Source organism: Acidovorax sp. 22279 (assembly GCF_052045435.1).
GTDB lineage: Bacteria > Pseudomonadota > Gammaproteobacteria > Burkholderiales > Burkholderiaceae_C > Acidovorax > Acidovorax delafieldii.
Genome location: NZ_JBQEOV010000002.1, coordinates 24,880 through 43,494 on the forward strand (window position 1 = coordinate 24,880; position 18,615 = coordinate 43,494).

Annotated in this window: 12 protein-coding genes; 10 read left to right on the forward strand and 2 right to left on the reverse strand. The window is 61.1% G+C overall.

Annotation, left to right across the window (positions count from 1 at the left end; translation table 11 throughout):
• Positions 1-220 precede the first annotated feature (220 nt).
• The 5 genes from ACTJKQ_RS02955 (at position 221) to ACTJKQ_RS02975 (ending at position 7,812) form a co-directional block, all read left to right on the forward strand.
• Positions 221-3,100, forward strand: coding sequence for a 2-oxoglutarate dehydrogenase E1 component (locus ACTJKQ_RS02955; protein WP_288850493.1), 2,880 nt, complete (start codon positions 221-223; stop codon positions 3,098-3,100).
• 51 nt (positions 3,101-3,151) lie between these two features.
• Positions 3,152-4,423 carry a 2-oxoglutarate dehydrogenase complex dihydrolipoyllysine-residue succinyltransferase gene (odhB, locus tag ACTJKQ_RS02960; RefSeq protein ID WP_288850492.1) on the forward strand — a complete coding sequence of 424 codons (1,272 nt, stop codon included), beginning with the start codon at positions 3,152-3,154 and terminating at the stop codon, positions 4,421-4,423.
• A gap of 90 nt (positions 4,424-4,513) precedes the next feature.
• A complete protein-coding gene (gene lpdA / locus ACTJKQ_RS02965; RefSeq protein ID WP_056744454.1) occupies positions 4,514-5,941 on the forward strand; it encodes a dihydrolipoyl dehydrogenase in 1,428 nt (475 codons plus the stop codon).
• 81 nt (positions 5,942-6,022) lie between these two features.
• Positions 6,023-7,120 carry a cell division protein ZapE gene (gene zapE / locus ACTJKQ_RS02970; RefSeq protein WP_440595947.1) on the forward strand — a complete coding sequence of 366 codons (1,098 nt, stop codon included), beginning with the start codon at positions 6,023-6,025 and terminating at the stop codon, positions 7,118-7,120.
• Entirely contained in the window at positions 7,117-7,812 is a 696-nt protein-coding gene (locus ACTJKQ_RS02975; protein ID WP_440595948.1) for a hypothetical protein, read from the forward strand. Before zapE ends, ACTJKQ_RS02975 begins: the two co-directional genes overlap by 4 nt.
• A 132-nt stretch (positions 7,813-7,944) precedes the next feature.
• On the opposite strand, the gene ACTJKQ_RS02980 is transcribed toward ACTJKQ_RS02975, so the two are convergent.
• On the reverse strand, positions 7,945-8,751 hold the full coding sequence (locus ACTJKQ_RS02980) for a PP2C family protein-serine/threonine phosphatase (RefSeq protein WP_056063373.1): 807 nt from the start codon (positions 8,749-8,751) through the stop codon (positions 7,945-7,947).
• Between the two features lie 107 nt (positions 8,752-8,858).
• On the opposite strand from ACTJKQ_RS02980, the gene ACTJKQ_RS02985 reads away from it, so the two are divergent.
• Together ACTJKQ_RS02985 and ACTJKQ_RS02990 are read left to right on the forward strand one after the other, a co-directional pair.
• A complete protein-coding gene (locus ACTJKQ_RS02985; protein WP_108499247.1) occupies positions 8,859-9,062 on the forward strand; it encodes a YdcH family protein in 204 nt (67 codons plus the stop codon).
• Positions 9,062-11,134 carry an ATP-dependent DNA helicase gene (locus tag ACTJKQ_RS02990; protein ID WP_440595949.1) on the forward strand — a complete coding sequence of 691 codons (2,073 nt, stop codon included), beginning with the start codon at positions 9,062-9,064 and terminating at the stop codon, positions 11,132-11,134. Before ACTJKQ_RS02985 ends, ACTJKQ_RS02990 begins: the two co-directional genes overlap by 1 nt.
• Here ACTJKQ_RS02990 and ACTJKQ_RS02995 read toward each other — a convergent pair.
• Positions 11,097-11,894 carry an outer membrane protein assembly factor BamD gene (locus ACTJKQ_RS02995; protein WP_440595950.1) on the reverse strand — a complete coding sequence of 266 codons (798 nt, stop codon included), beginning with the start codon at positions 11,892-11,894 and terminating at the stop codon, positions 11,097-11,099. The genes ACTJKQ_RS02990 and ACTJKQ_RS02995 overlap by 38 nt on opposite strands.
• A gap of 209 nt (positions 11,895-12,103) precedes the next feature.
• Between ACTJKQ_RS02995 and dnaE the strand changes: the two genes are divergently transcribed.
• The 3 genes from dnaE (at position 12,104) to clpA (ending at position 18,509) form a co-directional block, all read left to right on the forward strand.
• The gene (dnaE, locus tag ACTJKQ_RS03000; RefSeq protein ID WP_440595951.1) at positions 12,104-15,637 is read left to right on the forward strand and encodes a DNA polymerase III subunit alpha; all 3,534 of its coding nucleotides are present in this window, start codon (positions 12,104-12,106) and stop codon (positions 15,635-15,637) included.
• Positions 15,638-15,734: 97 nt separating this feature from the next.
• A complete protein-coding gene (clpS, locus tag ACTJKQ_RS03005) occupies positions 15,735-16,103 on the forward strand; it encodes an ATP-dependent Clp protease adapter ClpS (protein ID WP_015013909.1) in 369 nt (122 codons plus the stop codon).
• A gap of 57 nt (positions 16,104-16,160) precedes the next feature.
• Positions 16,161-18,509 carry an ATP-dependent Clp protease ATP-binding subunit ClpA gene (gene clpA, locus ACTJKQ_RS03010; protein WP_108499250.1) on the forward strand — a complete coding sequence of 783 codons (2,349 nt, stop codon included), beginning with the start codon at positions 16,161-16,163 and terminating at the stop codon, positions 18,507-18,509.
• Positions 18,510-18,615: the final 106 nt, after the last annotated feature.

An 18,615-nucleotide genomic window follows, 5' to 3' on the forward strand; every position in this document is an offset into this window, starting at 1 on the left:
CCCGGAATGTACGCGAGGCGCTGATCGGCGCAGCTTCTTGTGCTGTGCGGCGATGGTCTGGATCCACTTTTTGGGGGTGGGCTTCGGTTCGGTGGCACAATGGCGCCCGTACCAAGGCCCTTCCCCAGCCACAGTCGCATCCGCCAACCGGTTCAGCCGTGTCGCGGAAGGTTTCTCAACCAGCTAATGCTTTCCCAAGGAAAGCGGAGGTCAGCGGAATATGAGCGATACGACATCCGTCTATCAAGCCTACCAAGGCAACACCTACCTCTTCGGCGGCAATGCGCCCTATGTCGAAGAGATGTACGAGAACTATCTCGCCAATCCCGGTAGCGTGCCAGATACGTGGCGCGAGTACTTTGACGCGCTGCAGCATGTCCCCGCCGTGGATGGCAGCAACGCCAAAGACGTTCCCCATCTGCCTGTCATCAATGCCTTTGCCGAGCGTGCCAAGCAAGGCGGCACCAAGGTTGTGGTTGCGACGGGCGCCGACTCTGAACTGGGCCGCAAGCGTACCGCCGTTCAGCAGCTGATCGCCGCTTACCGCAATGTGGGTCAGCGCTGGGCCGATCTGGATCCGCTCAAGCGCACAGAGCGTCCCGCAATTCCTGAACTGGAGCCTTCGTTCTACGGTTTCAGCGACGCTGATCAGGAAACGGTGTTCAACACCAGCAACACGTTCTTCGGCAAAGAGTCGATGACGTTGCGTGAACTTATCAACGCGCTGCGTGAGACCTACTGTGGCTCCATCGGCGCTGAATACATGTACGCCACCGACCAGAACCAGAAGCGCTGGTGGCAGGAGAAGCTGGAAAAGATCCGCAGCAAGCCCAGCTTTGGTACTGACAAGAAAAAACAAATCCTTGACCGCCTGACGGCTGCTGAAGGGCTGGAGCGCTTCCTGCACACCAAGTACGTGGGGCAGAAGCGCTTTTCGTTGGAAGGCGGCGAAAGCTTTATTGCTGCGATGGATGAACTCATCCAATCTGCAGGCGCCAAGGGCGTACAAGAAATCGTGATCGGCATGGCCCACCGCGGCCGCCTGAACGTGCTGGTCAACTCGCTGGGCAAGATGCCCAAGGACCTGTTCGCTGAGTTCGATCACACCGCTCCCGAAGACCTGCCTGCGGGTGACGTGAAGTACCACCAGGGCTTCAGCTCGGATGTGACGACCCCCGGCGGCCCGGTTCACCTGTCGCTGGCATTCAACCCCTCGCACCTGGAAATCGTGAACCCCGTGGTCGAAGGCTCTGTGCGTGCTCGAATGGACCGCCGTGCCGATCCACACGGCAAGCAGGTTTTGCCAGTGCTGGTGCACGGTGACGCAGCCTTTGCAGGCCAAGGTGTCAATCAGGAAACTCTGGCGCTGGCCCAGACCCGTGGCTACTACACGGGTGGTACGGTGCACATCATCATCAACAACCAGATCGGCTTCACCACGTCTGATCCACGTGACACCCGCTCCACGCTGTACTGCACCGACATCGTCAAGATGATCGAGTCGCCCGTACTGCACGTGAACGGTGATGATCCGGAAGCCGTGGTCTTGGCCACTCAGCTCGCGCTTGAGTTCCGCATGGAGTTCAAGAAAGACGTGGTGGTGGACATCATCTGCTTCCGCAAGCTGGGCCACAACGAGCAGGACACCCCGGCTCTGACGCAGCCGCTGATGTACAAGAAGATCGGCGCACACCCCGGCACACGCAAGCTGTACGCCGATAAGCTGGCGGCGCAGGGTCTGGGCGAGTCACTGGGCGACGACATGGTTAAGGCCTACCGCGCTGCTATGGATGCGGGCAAGCACACGGTCGATCCCGTGCTGACCAACTTCAAGAGCAAGTACGCGGTGGACTGGAGCCCGTTCCTGGGCAAAAAGTGGACTGATGCTGGAGACACGGCTATTCCTCTGGCCGAGTGGAAGCGCCTGGCTGAGAAGATCACCACCATCCCCGAGAGCGTGACGCCGCATCAGTTGGTGAAGAAGGTGTATGACGACCGCGCGGCCATGGGCCGTGGTGACATCCCTGTGGATTGGGGCATGGGTGAGCACATGGCATTTGCCTCGCTGGTGGCCAGCGGCTATCCCGTGCGCCTGTCCGGTGAAGACTGCGGCCGCGGCACGTTCACGCACCGCCACGCCGTGATCCATGACCAAAAGCGCGAGAAGTGGGACATTGGTACCTACGTGCCGCTGCAGAACGTGGCCGACAACCAGGCCCCATTTGTTGTGATCGACTCCATCCTGTCCGAAGAGGCCGTCCTGGGCTTCGAGTACGGCTATGCGTCGAACGACCCCAACACACTGGTGATCTGGGAAGCGCAGTTCGGCGACTTCGCCAATGGCGCCCAAGTGGTGATCGACCAGTTCATCGCCTCCGGCGAAGTGAAGTGGGGCCGGGTAAACGGCATCACCCTGATGCTGCCCCACGGCTACGAAGGCCAGGGCCCGGAGCACAGCTCTGCCCGCCTGGAGCGCTTCATGCAATTGGCTGCCGACGCCAACATGCAGATCGTGCAACCCACTACGGCCAGCCAGATCTTCCACGTGCTGCGTCGCCAGATGGTGCGTGATCTGCGCAAGCCGCTGATCATCATGACGCCCAAGTCGCTGCTGCGTAACAAGGATGCGACCTCGCCGCTGTCCGAGTTCACCAAGGGCAGCTTCCAGACGGTGATTCCCGAGCAGGATGAAGCCATCGTCAAGAAGGCTGCCAAGGTCAAGCGCGTGATCGCATGCTCTGGCAAGGTTTACTACGACCTCGTGAAGAAGCGCGCAGAGAAGGAAGCCGACGATGTGGTGATCCTGCGCGTCGAGCAGTTGTACCCCTTCCCGCACAAGGCGTTTGCCGCTGAACTGAAGAAGTACCCCAACGCTACCGACGTGGTGTGGTGCCAGGACGAGCCGCAAAACCAGGGTGCCTGGTTCTTCGTGCAGCACTACATCCACGAGAACATGCTCGAAGGCCAGAAGCTGGGCTACTCCGGCCGCGCTGCTTCGGCATCGCCAGCCGTGGGTTACTCGCACCTGCACCAGGAACAACAAAAGGCGCTGGTGGACGGCGCGTTTGCCAAGCTCAAGGGTTTTGTCCTGACCAAGTAAGGCCAGCTGCGACCCGACAACAGAACAAAACCCCATTCCGAAAGAATTGATATGGCTATCGTAGAAGTCAAAGTCCCCCAGCTGTCCGAATCCGTGGCCGAAGCCACCATGCTGACCTGGAAGAAAAAGGCCGGTGAGGCCGTGGCCGTGGACGAGATCCTGATCGAGATCGAAACCGACAAGGTTGTGCTCGAAGTGCCCGCACCGTCCGCTGGCGTGCTGGCTGAAATCATCCAGGGCGACGGCGCCACGGTGGTTGCCGACCAGCTCATCGCCAAGATCGACACCGAAGGCAAGGCTGGTGCCGCGGCTCCTGCTCCGGCAGCAGCAGCTCCTGTTGCCGCCGCAGCACCTGTTGCTGCTCCTGCCGCTGCCGCTGCCGGTGGCTCTAAGGGCGATGTGGCCATGCCTGCCGCCGCCAAGCTGCTCGCCGACAACAACCTGTCTGTGTCGGCCGTGGCCGGTTCGGGCAAGGATGGCCGTGTGACCAAGGGTGATGTGCTGGCCGCTGTGGCCGGTGGCGCCAAGGCTGCCGTGGCAGCCCCCAGCGTGATCCCCACCGGTGTGCCCTCCAAGACACTGCCCCAGGTGGCAGCACCCGCTGGCAAGGAAGACCTGAGCGGCCGCCCCGAGCAGCGCGTACCCATGAGCCGCCTGCGTGCCCGCGTGGCCGAGCGTCTGCTGCAGTCGCAATCGACCAACGCCATCCTGACCACGTTCAACGAAGTGAACATGGCTCCGGTGATGGACCTGCGCAAGAAGTTCCAGGACAGCTTCACCAAGGAGCACGGCACCAAGCTGGGCTTCATGTCCTTCTTCGTGAAGGCTGCTGTGCATGCCCTCAAGAAGTACCCCGTGCTGAACGCCTCGGTGGACGGCAACGACATCGTCTACCACGGCTACTTCGACATTGGTATCGCCGTGGGCTCGCCCCGTGGTCTGGTGGTGCCCATCCTGCGCAATGCAGACCAGATGAGCTTCGCCGACATCGAGAAGAAGATTGCCGAGTTCGGCAAGAAGGCTGCCGAAGGGAAGCTGGGCATTGAAGAAATGACCGGTGGTACGTTCTCCATCTCCAATGGCGGCACGTTCGGCTCCATGCTGTCCACCCCCATCATCAACCCGCCCCAGTCGGCCATTCTGGGCGTGCACGCCACCAAGGACCGCGCCGTGGTCGAAAACGGCCAGATCGTGATCCGCCCGATGAACTACCTGGCCATGTCCTATGACCACCGCATCATCGACGGCCGCGAAGCCGTGCTGGGCTTGGTGGCGATGAAGGACGCGCTGGAAGACCCATCGCGCCTGCTGTTCGACATCTGATCCCCTGACTCCATCGACCCACCCGCGTGGCCCGGCCTCTGGTCCTGCCCGCCGGTGGGTCTTTCTCCAACTGACTGAACGAGATTTCCCATGAGCAAACAATTTGATGTGATCGTCATCGGTGGTGGCCCCGGCGGCTACATCGCCGCCATCCGCGCCGCCCAGCTGGGCTTCAACGTTGCCTGTATCGACGAGTGGAAGAACGAGAAGGGCGGCCCCGCACCCGGTGGCACCTGCACCAACGTTGGCTGCATCCCCTCCAAGGCGCTGCTGCAGTCGTCCGAGCATTTCGAGCACGCCAACAAGCACTTTGCCGACCATGGCATCACAGCCACCGGCGTCAAGATGGACGTGGCCAAGATGATCGCCCGCAAGGACACCGTCGTGAAGCAGAACAACGATGGCATCCTGTACCTGTTCAAGAAGAACAAGGTTAGCTTCTTCCACGGCCGTGGCTCGTTCGTGAAGGCTGCCGAAGGCGGCTACGAGATCAAGGTGGCAGGTGCCGCTGAAGAGACGCTTACCGGTAAGCAGATCATCATCGCCACCGGCTCCAACGCCCGTGCGCTGCCCGGCACGCCGTTCGACGAAGAACTGGTGCTGTCCAACGACGGTGCGCTGCGCGTTGGCGCAGTGCCCAAGAAGCTCGGCCTCATCGGCTCGGGCGTGATCGGCCTGGAAATGGGCTCGGTCTGGCGCCGCCTGGGCGCTGAAGTCACCATCCTCGAAGGTCTGCCCACTTTCCTGGGCGCGGTGGATGAGCAGATCGCCAAGGAAGCCAAGAAGGCCTTCGACAAGCAGGGCCTGAAGATCGAGCTGGGCGTGAAGGTCGGCGAGATCAAGACCGGCAAAAAGGGTGTGAGCATTGCCTACACCAACGCCAAGGGCGAAGCCCAGTCGCTGGACGTGGACAAGCTCATCGTCTCCATCGGCCGCGTGCCCAACACCATTGGCCTGAACACCGAAGCGGTGGGCCTGCAGCTCGACGAGCGCGGCGCCATTGTGGTGGATGCTGACTGCAAGACCAATCTGCCCGGCGTCTGGGCGGTGGGCGACGTGGTGCGCGGCCCCATGCTTGCCCACAAGGCCGAGGAAGAGGGCGTTGCCGTGGCCGAGCGCATTGCCGGCCAGCATGGTCATGTCAACTTCAACACCATCCCCTGGGTCATCTACACCAGCCCCGAGATCGCCTGGGTGGGCCGCACTGAGCAGCAGCTCAAGGCCGATGGGGTCAAGTACAAGGCGGGCAGCTTCCCGTTCCTGGCCAATGGCCGCGCACGTGCGCTGGGCGACACCACCGGCATGGTCAAGATGCTGGCGGATGCCGAGACCGACGAGATCCTGGGTGTGCACATCGTGGGCCCACAGGCCAGCGAGCTGATCTCCGAGGCCGTTGTGGCCATGGAGTTCAAGGCCAGCAGCGAAGACATCGCACGCATTTGCCATGCGCACCCCAGCTTGAGCGAGGCCACCAAGGAAGCAGCGCTGGCGGTGGATAAGCGCACGCTGAACTTCTGATATTGGGTCTCAATCGGCTGCAAGCGCATGATTAACATGCGCTTGCAGCTATCAATTTTGTAGTATCAGAGCAACCGCAAAGTGACCGTCAAACAGGCTTACCTGGCCGAGCTGGCCGCCAAAGGCTATCAAAGCGACCCCGCCCAGCTGCGAGCAGTGGAAGCCCTGCAGCGCTGTGCTGACGAGTGGGCCCAGTACAAGGCTCGGCGCTCCAACGCGATCAAGAAGCTGATCAACCGCCCGGAGATTCCCCGCGGTGTCTACATGTATGGCGGGGTGGGGCGCGGCAAGAGCTTTTTGATGGAGTGCTTTTTTGACGCTGTTCCCCTGAAGCGAAAGGTGCGCTTGCACTTTCACGAATTCATGCGTGAGGTGCATCGCGAACTGGCGGCCCTTCAGGGCACGGTCAATCCGCTGGATATGTTGGGCGAGCGCATTGCCAAGCGCTACAAGCTCATCTGTTTTGATGAGTTTCATGTGGCGGACATCACGGACGCGATGATCCTGCACCGATTGCTGGTGGCGTTGTTCGACAACGGCGTCGGCTTCGTGACCACTTCCAATTTCAAGCCTGACGACCTTTACCCCGGTGGCTTGCATCGGGACCGCATCTTGCCCGCCATTGCACTCCTCAACGAGCGGCTGGAGGTGGTCAATGTGGACAATGGCACCGATTACCGCCGGCGTACGCTGGAGCACGTAAAGCTGTATCACACGCCACTAGGCGCAGAGGCGGATGCCGAGATGAACCAGGCGTTCGACCAACTCGCTGAAGTGCACGATGAAGACCCCGTGCTGCATATCGAGGCGCGCGAAATTCGCGCCCGCCGCAAGGCTGGCGGGGTGGTGTGGTTTGACTTCAAGACACTGTGTGGTGGTCCTCGGTCGCAAAACGACTACCTGGAAATTGCGACGCAGTTCCACACGGTGTTGCTGTCCGATGTTCCTTACATGCCTGTGAGCATGGCGTCGCCTGCGCGGCGCTTTACCTGGCTGGTGGATGTGCTGTACGACCGCCGGGTCAAACTCATCCTGTCGGCGGCTGTACCGCCCGAGCAGTTGTATACCGAAGGGCCTTTGGCTCACGAGTTTCCGCGCACAGTGTCCCGGCTCAACGAGATGCAGTCCAAGGAGTTTCTGGCGCTGGAGCGCCGCATGGTGGATACGGGGTTGACATGAACAAGACCGGTGGTCGCTTTTTGGCGGTAGTGCTGGCGCTGGCTTGCTCAATACTGCCTGTGCTGGTAGCCCCGGCCCGGGCCGCGACGGGGGTAGAAGTAGATGCCGCATCCGCGTCGACCGCTGCACATCGCAAAGTGGAGCGTGACCGAATCAAAATGGAGCGCGAGGCACTGACGGCCCGGCGGCAGCAGGATGAGGCGGTGTGCTACCAACGTTTTGCCGTGGAGGATTGCTTGCGCAGCGTGCGTGCCAAGGCACGGGAGTCCCACGACCGATTGCGTGCGCAGGAAATTGAACTCAACGATGCCGAGCGCAGGGAGAAAGCGGCGGAGCGCCTGCGGGCCATTGAAGACAAGCAAATGGCCGTACCGCCAGCGAGCAAACGCGCTGACGCGCAAGTTCGCAAGCCATCCGCCGATCCGGATGTTGCCAAGGCACAGCGGGACCAGGACGCACACCAACGCGCGCAGCAACAAAATAGCCGTGCCCAGGTTCAGGCCAGTGAACAGGCGGCCCGCGCTGCGGGGACTGCCGAGCGCGCTGCCCAATCGCGTGCCAAACATACCCAGGCGCTCCAAGCGGCGGAGGAGCGCCGCGCGCGGGTCGAAAAATCTCAAGCTGATGCCCTGGCTCAGGGCCGCAAGCCTGCAGCGCCCTTGCCAGCGCCTGCTACTTCTGCGCCTCGCTGAGTTTGGAAGGGCCTCGAGCCAAGCAATCAGTGGCTGAGTGGTTGACGATAGGGTAGCGGCGACTACCTGCTGGTTGCTCGATGGGTTCGCGTTCACCCGTCGATACACCGATGGGTGGTGCAGACAAGGCCCTCAGGGCCGACCCGTGTCCAGCGGCGTCAGGCGCGCAATCTTTTTCTCTTCGGCCAGGGCTTCGATCTTGACGACCACCAGCGACAGGTTGTCGCCGCCTCCGCGTGCCCGGGAGCGGGCTTTTTCAATCAGGAACTCCGTCGCTTCGCGGGGCGACAGCGAATCGACCACCGATGCCAGTTCGGTGGGAGAAAAGTAGTGCCAGACCCCATCGCTGCAGGCCAGCAAGACATCGCCCGGCTGAAGTTGGGGAATGACGTGGGTGGTGATGGGCGGATCGCTCTCTGTGCCCAGGCAACCCACCAGAATGTTGGAATGAGGATGGTTGTTAGCCTCTGCTTCCGTCAGCTCACCCCGGTCCACCAGGGCTTGCACATAGGAGTGGTCGCTGGTGCGGAATGCCAGCCGTGAGCCTTGAAAGTGGTAGATGCGCGAGTCGCCCGCATGCACCCAATGGCAGTCGCCCCGGGGATTGATGAGAAACGCAGCGATGGTGCTGTGAGGTTCCTGCTCTGCCGATATGGCCGTCAACCGGATAACGATGTGGGCCTCTTCAACCATGTTCTTGAGCATTGCCACCGGGTCATCGGTGTCGGGCGAGTACCGCTCGAACAGTTGCCGTGCTGTCATCATGACCTGGTCTGATGCTTTGCGCCCCCCGCTGCGGCCGCCCATCCCGTCGGCAACCACACCCAGAACGCAGCCGTTGTGCCGCTCGTGGGAGATCAGGGCCACCTGGTCTTGCTGGTATTCGCGGTCACCCTTGTGGATGCCGGTGGAGGCGATGAGGCGAAACGCTTTGGTCATGCTGCAGATTGTGGGGGCGCCTACGCGAACGCCTGTCGTGGAAAGCGGGCCAAGCGCGTATTATCCGCCCGCCTGTGGCATTTTTGCCATGCCCATGGCCTCCTGCCTTGAAACCCAGCCTGCACTCTCCCCACCGTCAGTTGATCGAGCTGCGCATGGAACATGCCGATCTCGACGCACTCATCGACCGGTGTAAGCCCGAAGCGGCACCCGACGAACTCACCCTGCGCCGTCTCAAAAAGCGCCGACTCGTGTTGCGTGACGCGATGGAGCGGCTGGAGCGGCAACTTCAACCGCAAGAGCCCGCGTGATGTCACTGGAGGCCATGGTGCCCGAGGTGTTTGCCCCCGATGGTGTGCTGGCGAGGGCTGATGGGCATTTTCAACCGCGTGACGGTCAGACCCAGATGGCCATTGCGGTGGCCCAGACCATTACAGAGGGAGGGGCGCTGGTGGTGGAGGCAGGCACCGGAGTGGGCAAGACCTTTGCCTACCTGGTGCCGGCCTTGCTGAGTGGCGAGCGGGTGCTGTTGTCTACGGCCACCAAGGCCTTGCAAGACCAGTTGTTCGCCCGCGATCTGCCCCGCTTGGCGCACATCCTGGGGCTGCCCGTTCGCATGGCCCTGCTCAAGGGGCGCGCCAGTTACTTGTGCCTGCACCGAATGGAGCACGCACGGCAGGATGCCCAGGCCTTGGACCGAGGCGTCGCCCGTGTGCTGGCCAAGGTGGAGGATTGGTCGCGCCAGACCGTATCCGGCGATCTGGCCGAGCTGACAGGGTTGGACGAGCGATCGCCCGTGATCCCCCTGGTCACCTCGACGCGTGAGAACTGCCTGGGGTCTTCCTGCCCGCGCTTTCGGGAATGCCATGTTCATCGGGCGCGGCGCGAGGCGTTGGCGGCTGACATCGTGGTCATCAATCACCATCTGTTCTTTGCGGATGTGGCGGTACGCGAGTCAGGCATGGCCGAGTTGCTGCCGACGGTGCGTGTGGTCGTTTTTGATGAGGCCCACCAGATCAATGAGACTGGCGTGCAGTTTTTGGGTATGCAGATTTCCACGGGGCAATGGTTGGACTTTGCCCGTGACCTTTTGATAGCCGGGCTGCAGCATGCGCGCGGTCTGGCTGACTGGACAGGCCTGGCGCAGCTTCTGGAGTTGTCTGCACGGGACCTCCGTCTGGTCGTGGGCACCGCTGCTTTCCAGGGACTGAATGGCATTTCGGGAGGGGGCAGATTGCGCTGGACAGAGGAGGCTCCCGAAGGTGTCTCGGGCGCCGTATGGCAGTCCGCGCTGCGCGCACTGGCCTTGGCGTGTGCACAGGCGCTGGAGGCCCTGGACACCGTGAGCGAAATGTCCCCCGATCTGGAGCGCCTGTACGAACGGGGCAGTGCACTATTGGCCCGGCTGGCCAGGTTTTCAGGCCCGTGCCAGGCCGATGCGGTGCGTTGGCTCGATGTGGGCAACCAGTTGCGCCTGATCGAGTCCCCGTTGGACATTGCAGACGCCATGCGCACCCGGATTCTGGCGTCGCCCGCTGAAACCTCGGACGGCGAAGCTTGGCCCGAGGAGCCTGGCGCAAACGCCGGCAGGGCGTGGATTTTCACCTCTGCGACCCTCGGTGCGGACGAGGCGTTGACCTGGTTCACCGAACGAGCTGGGCTCACGGATGCTCGCGTCCTTCGGGTGGCCAGCCCCTTCGACTATGCGCGACAGGCGGCTTTGTATGTGCCGCGCCAGTTGCCGTCGCCTGCAGATCCGTCCCACAGCCGTAGCGTGGCTGACTGGGTTGCACTGGCCGCCGAGCCGCTGGGCGGGCGCACGCTGGTGCTGACCACCACGCTCAAGGCCTTGCGCACCATTGGCGACGCACTCAAAGCACGTTGGCAGGCTTCAGGCACGCTGGAGGTGCTGGTGCAGGGCGAGTGGCCCAAGCGGCGCCTGATGGAGCGTTTTCGCGAGGGGGCATCGCACGGGCGGCAGGGTTGCGTGCTGGTGGCTTCGGCTTCCTTCTGGGAGGGGTTTGATGTGCCAGGCGATGCTCTGCAACTGGTGGTTATCGACAAGCTGCCTTTTCCGCCCCCGGGAGATCCATTGGTGGAGGCTCGCACCCAACACATCGAAATGGCTGGTGGCAAAGCGTTCACTGCCTACGCTCTGCCAGAGGCGGCGGTGGCACTCAAGCAAGGTGCCGGGCGTTTGATCCGGCATGAAGCGGATCGGGGTATTTTGGTGGTGGGCGACACGCGCCTCATCACTATGGGCTACGGCAAGCGCTTGCTGGCAGCTTTGCCCCCCATGCGCAGGCTGGAATCGCCCGAAGAGTTTCAGTCTGCGCTGATGGCGCTTACCAAACCTTCCACCACGGATCCGACTTGCCTTTGACGCCGCCATTCAGATAGGCGCTTTGAGGGTAGGACTTGTCCATCACGCGGCGTGCATCGTCCCGCAGCTGGGTCATTCCGAGCGCGTCGTACGACTGGATCAGGATGTACAACGCCTCTTCCAGAGCGGGCACGCCCTGGTAGTCCGCCAATGCGACCTGCGCGCGATTGATGGCAGCCACATAGGCGCCACGCTGGAAGTAGTACCGCGCCACATGCACTTCATATTGGGCCAGCGAGTTGACGATGTAGGTCATGCGCTGGCGCGAGTCCTGCGCATAACGGGACTCAGGAAAGCGTGTGACCAGTTCGCTGAATGCTTCAAATGAATCTTTCGCCGCCTTTTGGTCACGCTCTGATAGATCCTGGCGCGAGATAAATGAGAACAGACCCAAGTTGTCGTTGAAGTTGACCAGGCCCTTCAGGTACAGCGCATAGTCCAATGCAGGGCTGGCAGGGTGCAGCTTCATGAAGCGGTCCAGCGTTGCGACGGCTTGCGCCTTTTCGCCCGCCTTGTAGTGGGCATAGGCTTTGTCAATCTGGGCCTGCTGTGCCAGTGGCGTGCCTGCCGCGCGGCCTTCCAGCTTTTCCAGCAGAGGAACGGCCTTGTCATACGCCCCGCTGTTCATTTCGTCCTGGGCTTCCGAGTGGATGCGATTGGGACTCCAGCCTGCCGTTTTATCAACTGTGGTGCTGGAGCAGCCAACCAGCAAACCCGCCAGCAGCAGGGCGGAAACAAGGGGCAGTGGGGCACGCAGCATCGCAAGCAGCTTTCAGCAAAGAAGGAAAAAGGTGCACAAAGAAAGGCCCGAGGGTTCAGTCATAGGGGAGTGCGCTTGGCGTACTCGTCACGGAACCCTTCGGCGCCATTTCGGGCACGAAAAAGCATTGTACTGGTGGCGCCAGCAGCGCCAAGGCGCTGCCGACGCAAGTCCTGTTGGAGAGTCGCAGGGGTTTCTACAATGCCTGCATGTTTGTTCATTTGCGCCTGCACACCGAGTTCTCCGTCGTTGACGGTACCAATCGCATCGACGAGGTGGCCAAAGCGGCCGCCAAGGACGGCCAGCCCGCTCTGGCCATCACCGATCTCAATAACCTCTTCGGGGCGATCAAGTTCTACAAGGAAGCGCGAGGTAAAGGTGTCAAGCCCATCTTGGGTGCAGAAATCTTTCTTGAGGGCGAGGCGGGAGGTGTCCCATCGCGCCTTATCCTCTTGGTGCAGAGTCGCCAGGGGTATCTGAATCTGTCGGAGCTGCTGGCCCGGGCCTGGACGCGCAATATCGTCAAGAATCTGGCGCTGAGCACCTGGACGTGGCTGGAAGAGCTGTCAGACGGATTGATTGCCCTGTCTGGCGCGCAGGCGGGTCCGGTAGGGCAAGCGCTGATGAAGGGGGATGAGTCAGGTGCCGCCGACGTTGCGTTGCGCTTGGCGGGCATTTTTCCGCACCGGTTTTACATCGAGCTGCAACGGGCCGGCCGAAACGACGATGAAGCCCATGTGGTGGCAGCCGCTCAGCTTGCTGCACGGTTGAACCTGCCGGTGGTGGCGACCCACCCCGTTCAGTTTGCCGAGCCGGATGATTACGAGGCCCACGAGGCGCGCATCTGTATCGCCGAGGGGGAAATCCTGGCAAACCCGCGTCGTGTCCGCAAGTTCACCCGCGACCAGTATTTCAAGTCTTCGGCGGAGATGGAGGCCTTGTTTGCCGACCTGCCATCGGCCATCGCCAATACGGTCGAGATTGCACAACGCTGCAACCTGACCCTGGTGCTGGGCAAGCCGCAGCTCCCGGATTTTCCGACGCCCAACGGCATGCCCATCGACGAGTATTTCCGCTACGCGTCGTTTGAAGGGCTGGAGGATCGCCTGAAACATCTTTTTCCTAACGAAGCTGAGAGGGACAAGGAGCGCCCGCGCTATGTCGAGCGCCTGGAGTTCGAGCTGCGCACCATCCTCAAAATGGGGTTCCCGGGCTACTTCCTGATCGTGGGTGATTTCATCCAGTGGGCGAAGCAGAACGGCTGCCCAGTGGGGCCCGGCCGTGGCTCCGGCGCCGGTTCGCTGGTCGCTTATGCGCTAAAGATCACTGACCTGGACCCGCTGCAATACAACTTGCTGTTCGAGCGATTCCTGAACCCGGAGCGCGTGTCGATGCCCGACTTCGACATCGACTTCTGCCAATCCAACCGCGACCGTGTGATTGACTATGTCAAGGACAAGTACGGCAAGAACGCTGTGAGCCAGATCGCTACCTTCGGCACGATGGCGGCCAAGGCGGCCATCCGCGACGTGGGCCGGGTCATGGACATGAGCTACACATTTTGTGATGGCATCTCCAAGCTGGTGCCCGGCAAGCCTGGCATGTCCTACACCCTGGCCTATCCGCCTGAGGTGAAAAAGGAAGGCGACAAGAACAACTATGCGCTGGAACTGGAGCCCATGCTCTACGAGCGCGTGCGCAAGGAAGAAGACGTCAAGACCGTCATCGAGATGGCACAAAAGCTTGAGGGTATGACGCGAAACATCGGCATGCATGCCGGTGGCGTTCTGATCGCACCTGGCAAGCTCACCGATTTTTGTCCGCTGTACCAGCAGCCGGGCAGCGAGTCCGCTGTAAGCCAGTATGACAAGGACGACGTGGAAGCCATCGGCTTGGTGAAGTTCGACTTCTTGGGGCTTGCCACGCTCACCATTCTGGAAATTGCACGCGAGTTCATCATGAAGCGGCACAAGGGTCAGGAGAATTTTGCGTTCGAGAATATTCCCCTCGACGACGGACCCACTTATCGACTGTTCTCTGAGGGTAAGACCGAAGCAGTGTTCCAGTTTGAAAGCCGCGGCATGCAGGGCATGTTGAAAGAGGCGCGCCCCAGTCGACTGGAAGACCTCATTGCCCTGAATGCGTTGTACCGGCCGGGGCCTATGGACCTGATTCCCAGCTTTGTGAACCGCAAGCATGGCAAGGAAGAGGTCATCTACCCCCACCCGCTGGTAGAGCCGGTGCTGGCCGAGACCTACGGCATCATGGTGTACCAGGAGCAGGTGATGCAGACCGCCCAGGTGCTGGGCGGATATAGCTTGGGCGGCGCCGACATGCTTCGGCGTGCCATGGGGAAAAAGAAGGCCGAGGAAATGGCCGAACACCGAGCCATTTTCCGCAAGGGCGCAGCGGAGAAATGCATCAGCCAGGAGAAGGCCGACGAGGTGTTCGACCTGATGGAGAAGTTCGCGGGCTATGGCTTCAACAAGTCACACGCGGCTGCTTACTCCCTGCTGGCGTACCACACTGGCTGGCTCAAGGTGCACTACACGGCCGAGTTCTTCTGCGCCAACATGACCGTGGAAATGGACGACACCGACAAGCTCAAGGTGCTGTTCGAGGATGCACACAAGATGGGGCTGTCGTTCGAGCCACCGGACGTGAATCGGGGCTTTTATCGGTTTGAACCAGTCACCGACAAGATCATCCGTTACGGTCTGGGGGCGGTGAAAGGCACTGGACAGCAGGCGATCGAAGCTATCGTCGCGGCCCGTGAAGGGCGCGGTGAAGGCCCCCAGGGTTCGACCAAAGGGCCCTTCAAAAGTCTGTTTGACTTCTGCGTGCGAGTGGACAAGGCCCGCATGAACAAGCGCACGGTCGAGGCCCTGATCAAGGCGGGTGCCTTTGATTCGATCCATCTCAACCGGGCGGCCCTGGTGGCCTCTATTGATCGGGCCTTTGACTTTGCTGCCGCAACGCTGGCCAACGTCAACCAGGGCGGGTTGTTTGACATGATGGGTGACGATGCCCATGGCTCCAGCACCCAGGAGCCCGATCTGGTGGACGCCACGCCCTGGGGTATCAAGGAACGGCTTACGCTGGAAAAAACCGCCGTCGGGTTCTACCTGTCTGGCCATCTTTTTGACGAAGTGGCCACCGAGGTGCGCCGCTTTGTGCGCACCCAGATCGATGAGCTGCTTGACAGCCGTGAGCCCCAGGTACTTGCCGGCATCATCAGCGACTTTCGGGTCATCAACGGGCAACGCGGTAGGCTGGGACTCTTCAAGCTGGACGACAAGTCTGCTGTGATTGAGGCTTCTGCCGATGAGGCGTTGCTCAATACCTACCGCAATCAGCTCAAGGAAGATGAGTTTGTAGTGATGATGGGTCGGCTGCAGCTGGACCACTTCAGTGGCGGTCTGCGCGTCAAGGTGCAGCAGGTGTGGGACCTGGCGGGCGCGCGTTGCCGGTTTGGCAAATACCTGCATGTGACTGTGGGTGATAAGGCGCCAGATGTGCCGCGCTTGGTGCGCGAGTTTCCGCCGTTGCGCGAAGAGATCGCCGAAGGGGAGTTGGTGCACGGGTTGCGCGTGCGCATGGGCGTGCGCTGCAAGTCGGACGATGCTGCTGCAGTGGCAGAGTTGCAACTGGGTGAAAACGCGCGTTTCTATCCCAGCGATGCTGCGTTGGCGGCATGGACCGCCCAAGTGGGGGCCGGTGCCGCCAATGTGGTGTACGAGTGATTGAGTTCCCCGCAGAAGTTTCTGTAAGCCGTGGGTTGAAAAATACCTGGTCAACAACCAGCTTCTCCTGCAGCGGCACCCTGTTCGGGTCGCTAGAATGATTTTCATGGCAACAAAACCACCTTCACCCCCCACCGCGCCGCCCGTGACCCGGCCTGCGCGGGATGATGGCGGTTCGGTCGTGCTCGAGAGGCGCACCCAAAAGACCCAGCCGCCGCAGATGTACCAGGTGGTCATGCTGAACGACGACTACACGCCCATGGAGTTCGTCATCGTGGTTCTGCAGGAGTTTTTCAGTAAAGACCGCGAAACTGCCACCCAGATCATGTTGAAGATCCACCTCGATGGCAAAGGCGTGTGCGGCGTTTATTCGCGCGATGTGGCAGCCACCAAGGTAGAGCAAGTGCTTGACGCCGCCCTCAAGGCGGGCCACCCACTGCAATGTGTCAGTGAGCCTGTTGAATAACAGGTCTTTTGTCCCGATCTAAAGTTATCCCTTCCACGCAAGCACAAAGGAGTTCACATGATTGCCCAGGAACTGGAAGTCAGCTTGCACATGGCCTTTGTTGAGGCCCGTCAGCAGCGCCACGAGTTCATCACCGTGGAGCATCTGTTGCTTGCATTGCTCGATAACCCCAGCGCAGCGGAGGTGCTGCGCGCATGTTCGGCCAATATCGATGATCTGCGTTCATCGCTGGCGAATTTCATCAAAGACAACACCCCGCAGGTCGCAGGTACCGACGAGGTGGACACCCAGCCTACGCTGGGATTCCAGCGCGTGATCCAGCGCGCCATCATGCACGTGCAGTCCACGGGCAACGGCAAAAAAGAGGTGACGGGTGCCAATGTGCTCGTGGCAATTTTTGGCGAAAAGGACTCGCACGCCGTGTACTACCTGCACCAGCAAGGTGTCACGCGTCTGGATGTGGTGAATTTCATTGCCCACGGTATCAAGAAGGGCGAGCCGCCCGAGCCCGCTAAGGCCGAGAATCAGGCCGAGGGCGAAGAGGGCGGTGGTGGTGAGCGTAACGAAAAGGCGTCGCCGTTGGAGCAGTTCACCCAGAACCTGAACCAGGCCGCCAAGGATGGCAAGATCGATCCATTGATCGGCCGCCATTACGAGGTCGAGCGTACGATCCAGATTTTGTGCCGTCGCCGCAAAAACAATCCTCTGCTGGTGGGCGAGGCAGGGGTGGGCAAGACTGCGATTGCCGAGGGCCTGGCTTGGCGGATCACGCAAAACGATGTGCCCGAGATCCTGGCCGAGGCAACGGTTTACTCCCTGGACATGGGTGCGCTGCTTGCGGGCACCAAGTACCGTGGCGACTTCGAGCAGCGCCTCAAGGGCGTGCTCAAGTCGCTCAAGGACAAGCCCAACGCCATCCTTTTCATCGACGAGATCCATACCTTGATCGGTGCGGGTGCGGCCTCGGGCGGCACGCTCGATGCCTCCAACCTGCTGAAGCCCGCGCTGTCCAGCGGCCAGCTCAAGTGCATCGGTGCGACCACTTTCACGGAGTACCGGGGGATCTTCGAGAAGGATGCTGCCTTGTCGCGCCGCTTCCAAAAGGTGGACGTGGTGGAGCCCAGCGTGGCCGAAACCATCGACATCCTGAAGGGGCTGAAGTCTCGTTTTGAAGAGCATCACAGCGTGAAGTACGCTGCAGCTGCCCTGCAGGCTGCGGCAGAACTGAGCGCCAAGTACATCAACGACCGCCACCTGCCCGACAAGGCAATCGACGTCATCGATGAAGCCGGTGCGGCCCAGCGCATCATGGTGCCGAGCAAGCGCAAGAAGACCATTGGCAAGGCCGAGATCGAAGAGATCGTGGCCAAGATCGCGCGCATTCCGCCTGCCAACGTGTCCAATGACGACCGCGGCAAGTTGCAGACGCTGGAACGTGACCTGAAAAGCGTGGTGTTTGGCCAGGACAAGGCATTGGAAGTGCTTGCCAGTGCCGTCAAGATGGCGCGTTCGGGTCTGGGCAAGGGCGACAAGCCGATCGGCTCGTTCCTGTTCAGCGGTCCCACCGGCGTTGGCAAGACTGAAGCGGCCAAGCAGCTTGCCTACATCATGGGCATCGAGCTGATCCGTTTTGACATGTCCGAGTACATGGAGCGCCATGCCGTGAGCCGCCTGATTGGCGCGCCTCCAGGTTATGTCGGTTTCGACCAAGGTGGTCTGCTGACGGAAGCCATCACGAAGAAGCCGCACGCGGTGCTGCTGCTCGATGAGATCGAGAAAGCACATCCGGACATCTTCAACGTGCTGCTGCAGGTCATGGACCACGGCACGCTGACGGATAACAACGGCCGCAAGGCCGACTTCCGTAACGTGCTCATCATCATGACCACCAACGCTGGCGCCGAGACCATGAACAAGGCGACCATTGGTTTTACCAACCCGCGGCAGGCGGGCGATGAAATGGGTGATATCAAGCGCCTGTTCACTCCTGAGTTCCGCAACCGGCTGGATGCCATCGTCAACTTCAAAGCGCTCGATGAACAGATCATCCTGCGCGTGGTGGACAAGTTCCTGCTGCAGCTGGAGACGCAGCTGGCCGAGAAGAAGGTGGAGGTCACCTTCACCGATGCCCTGCGCAAGCACCTGGCCAAGAAGGGGTTCGATCCGCTGATGGGCGCGCGCCCTATGCAGCGCCTGATCCAGGACACCATCCGCCGCGCCTTGGCTGACGAGTTGCTGTTTGGCCGCCTGACGGAAGGGGGACGCCTGACCGTGGATATCGAGATGAAGAAGGACGACAAGGGTGTAGAAACACCCGATGTGCTGCTGGATATCCAGCCTTTGCCAAAGAAGGAGCGTTCAGCGAAGTCCGAGCCTGCAGAGCCTGAAGAGGCGACGGCCGACTGACATCGGGTCCTCGCAGATCCACAAAAAGCCCACGGTTCACGCCGTGGGCTTTTTCATTGGCGATGGCCGCTGGGGCCCACACACCCGCAGAGGCGGTGTTGAACTG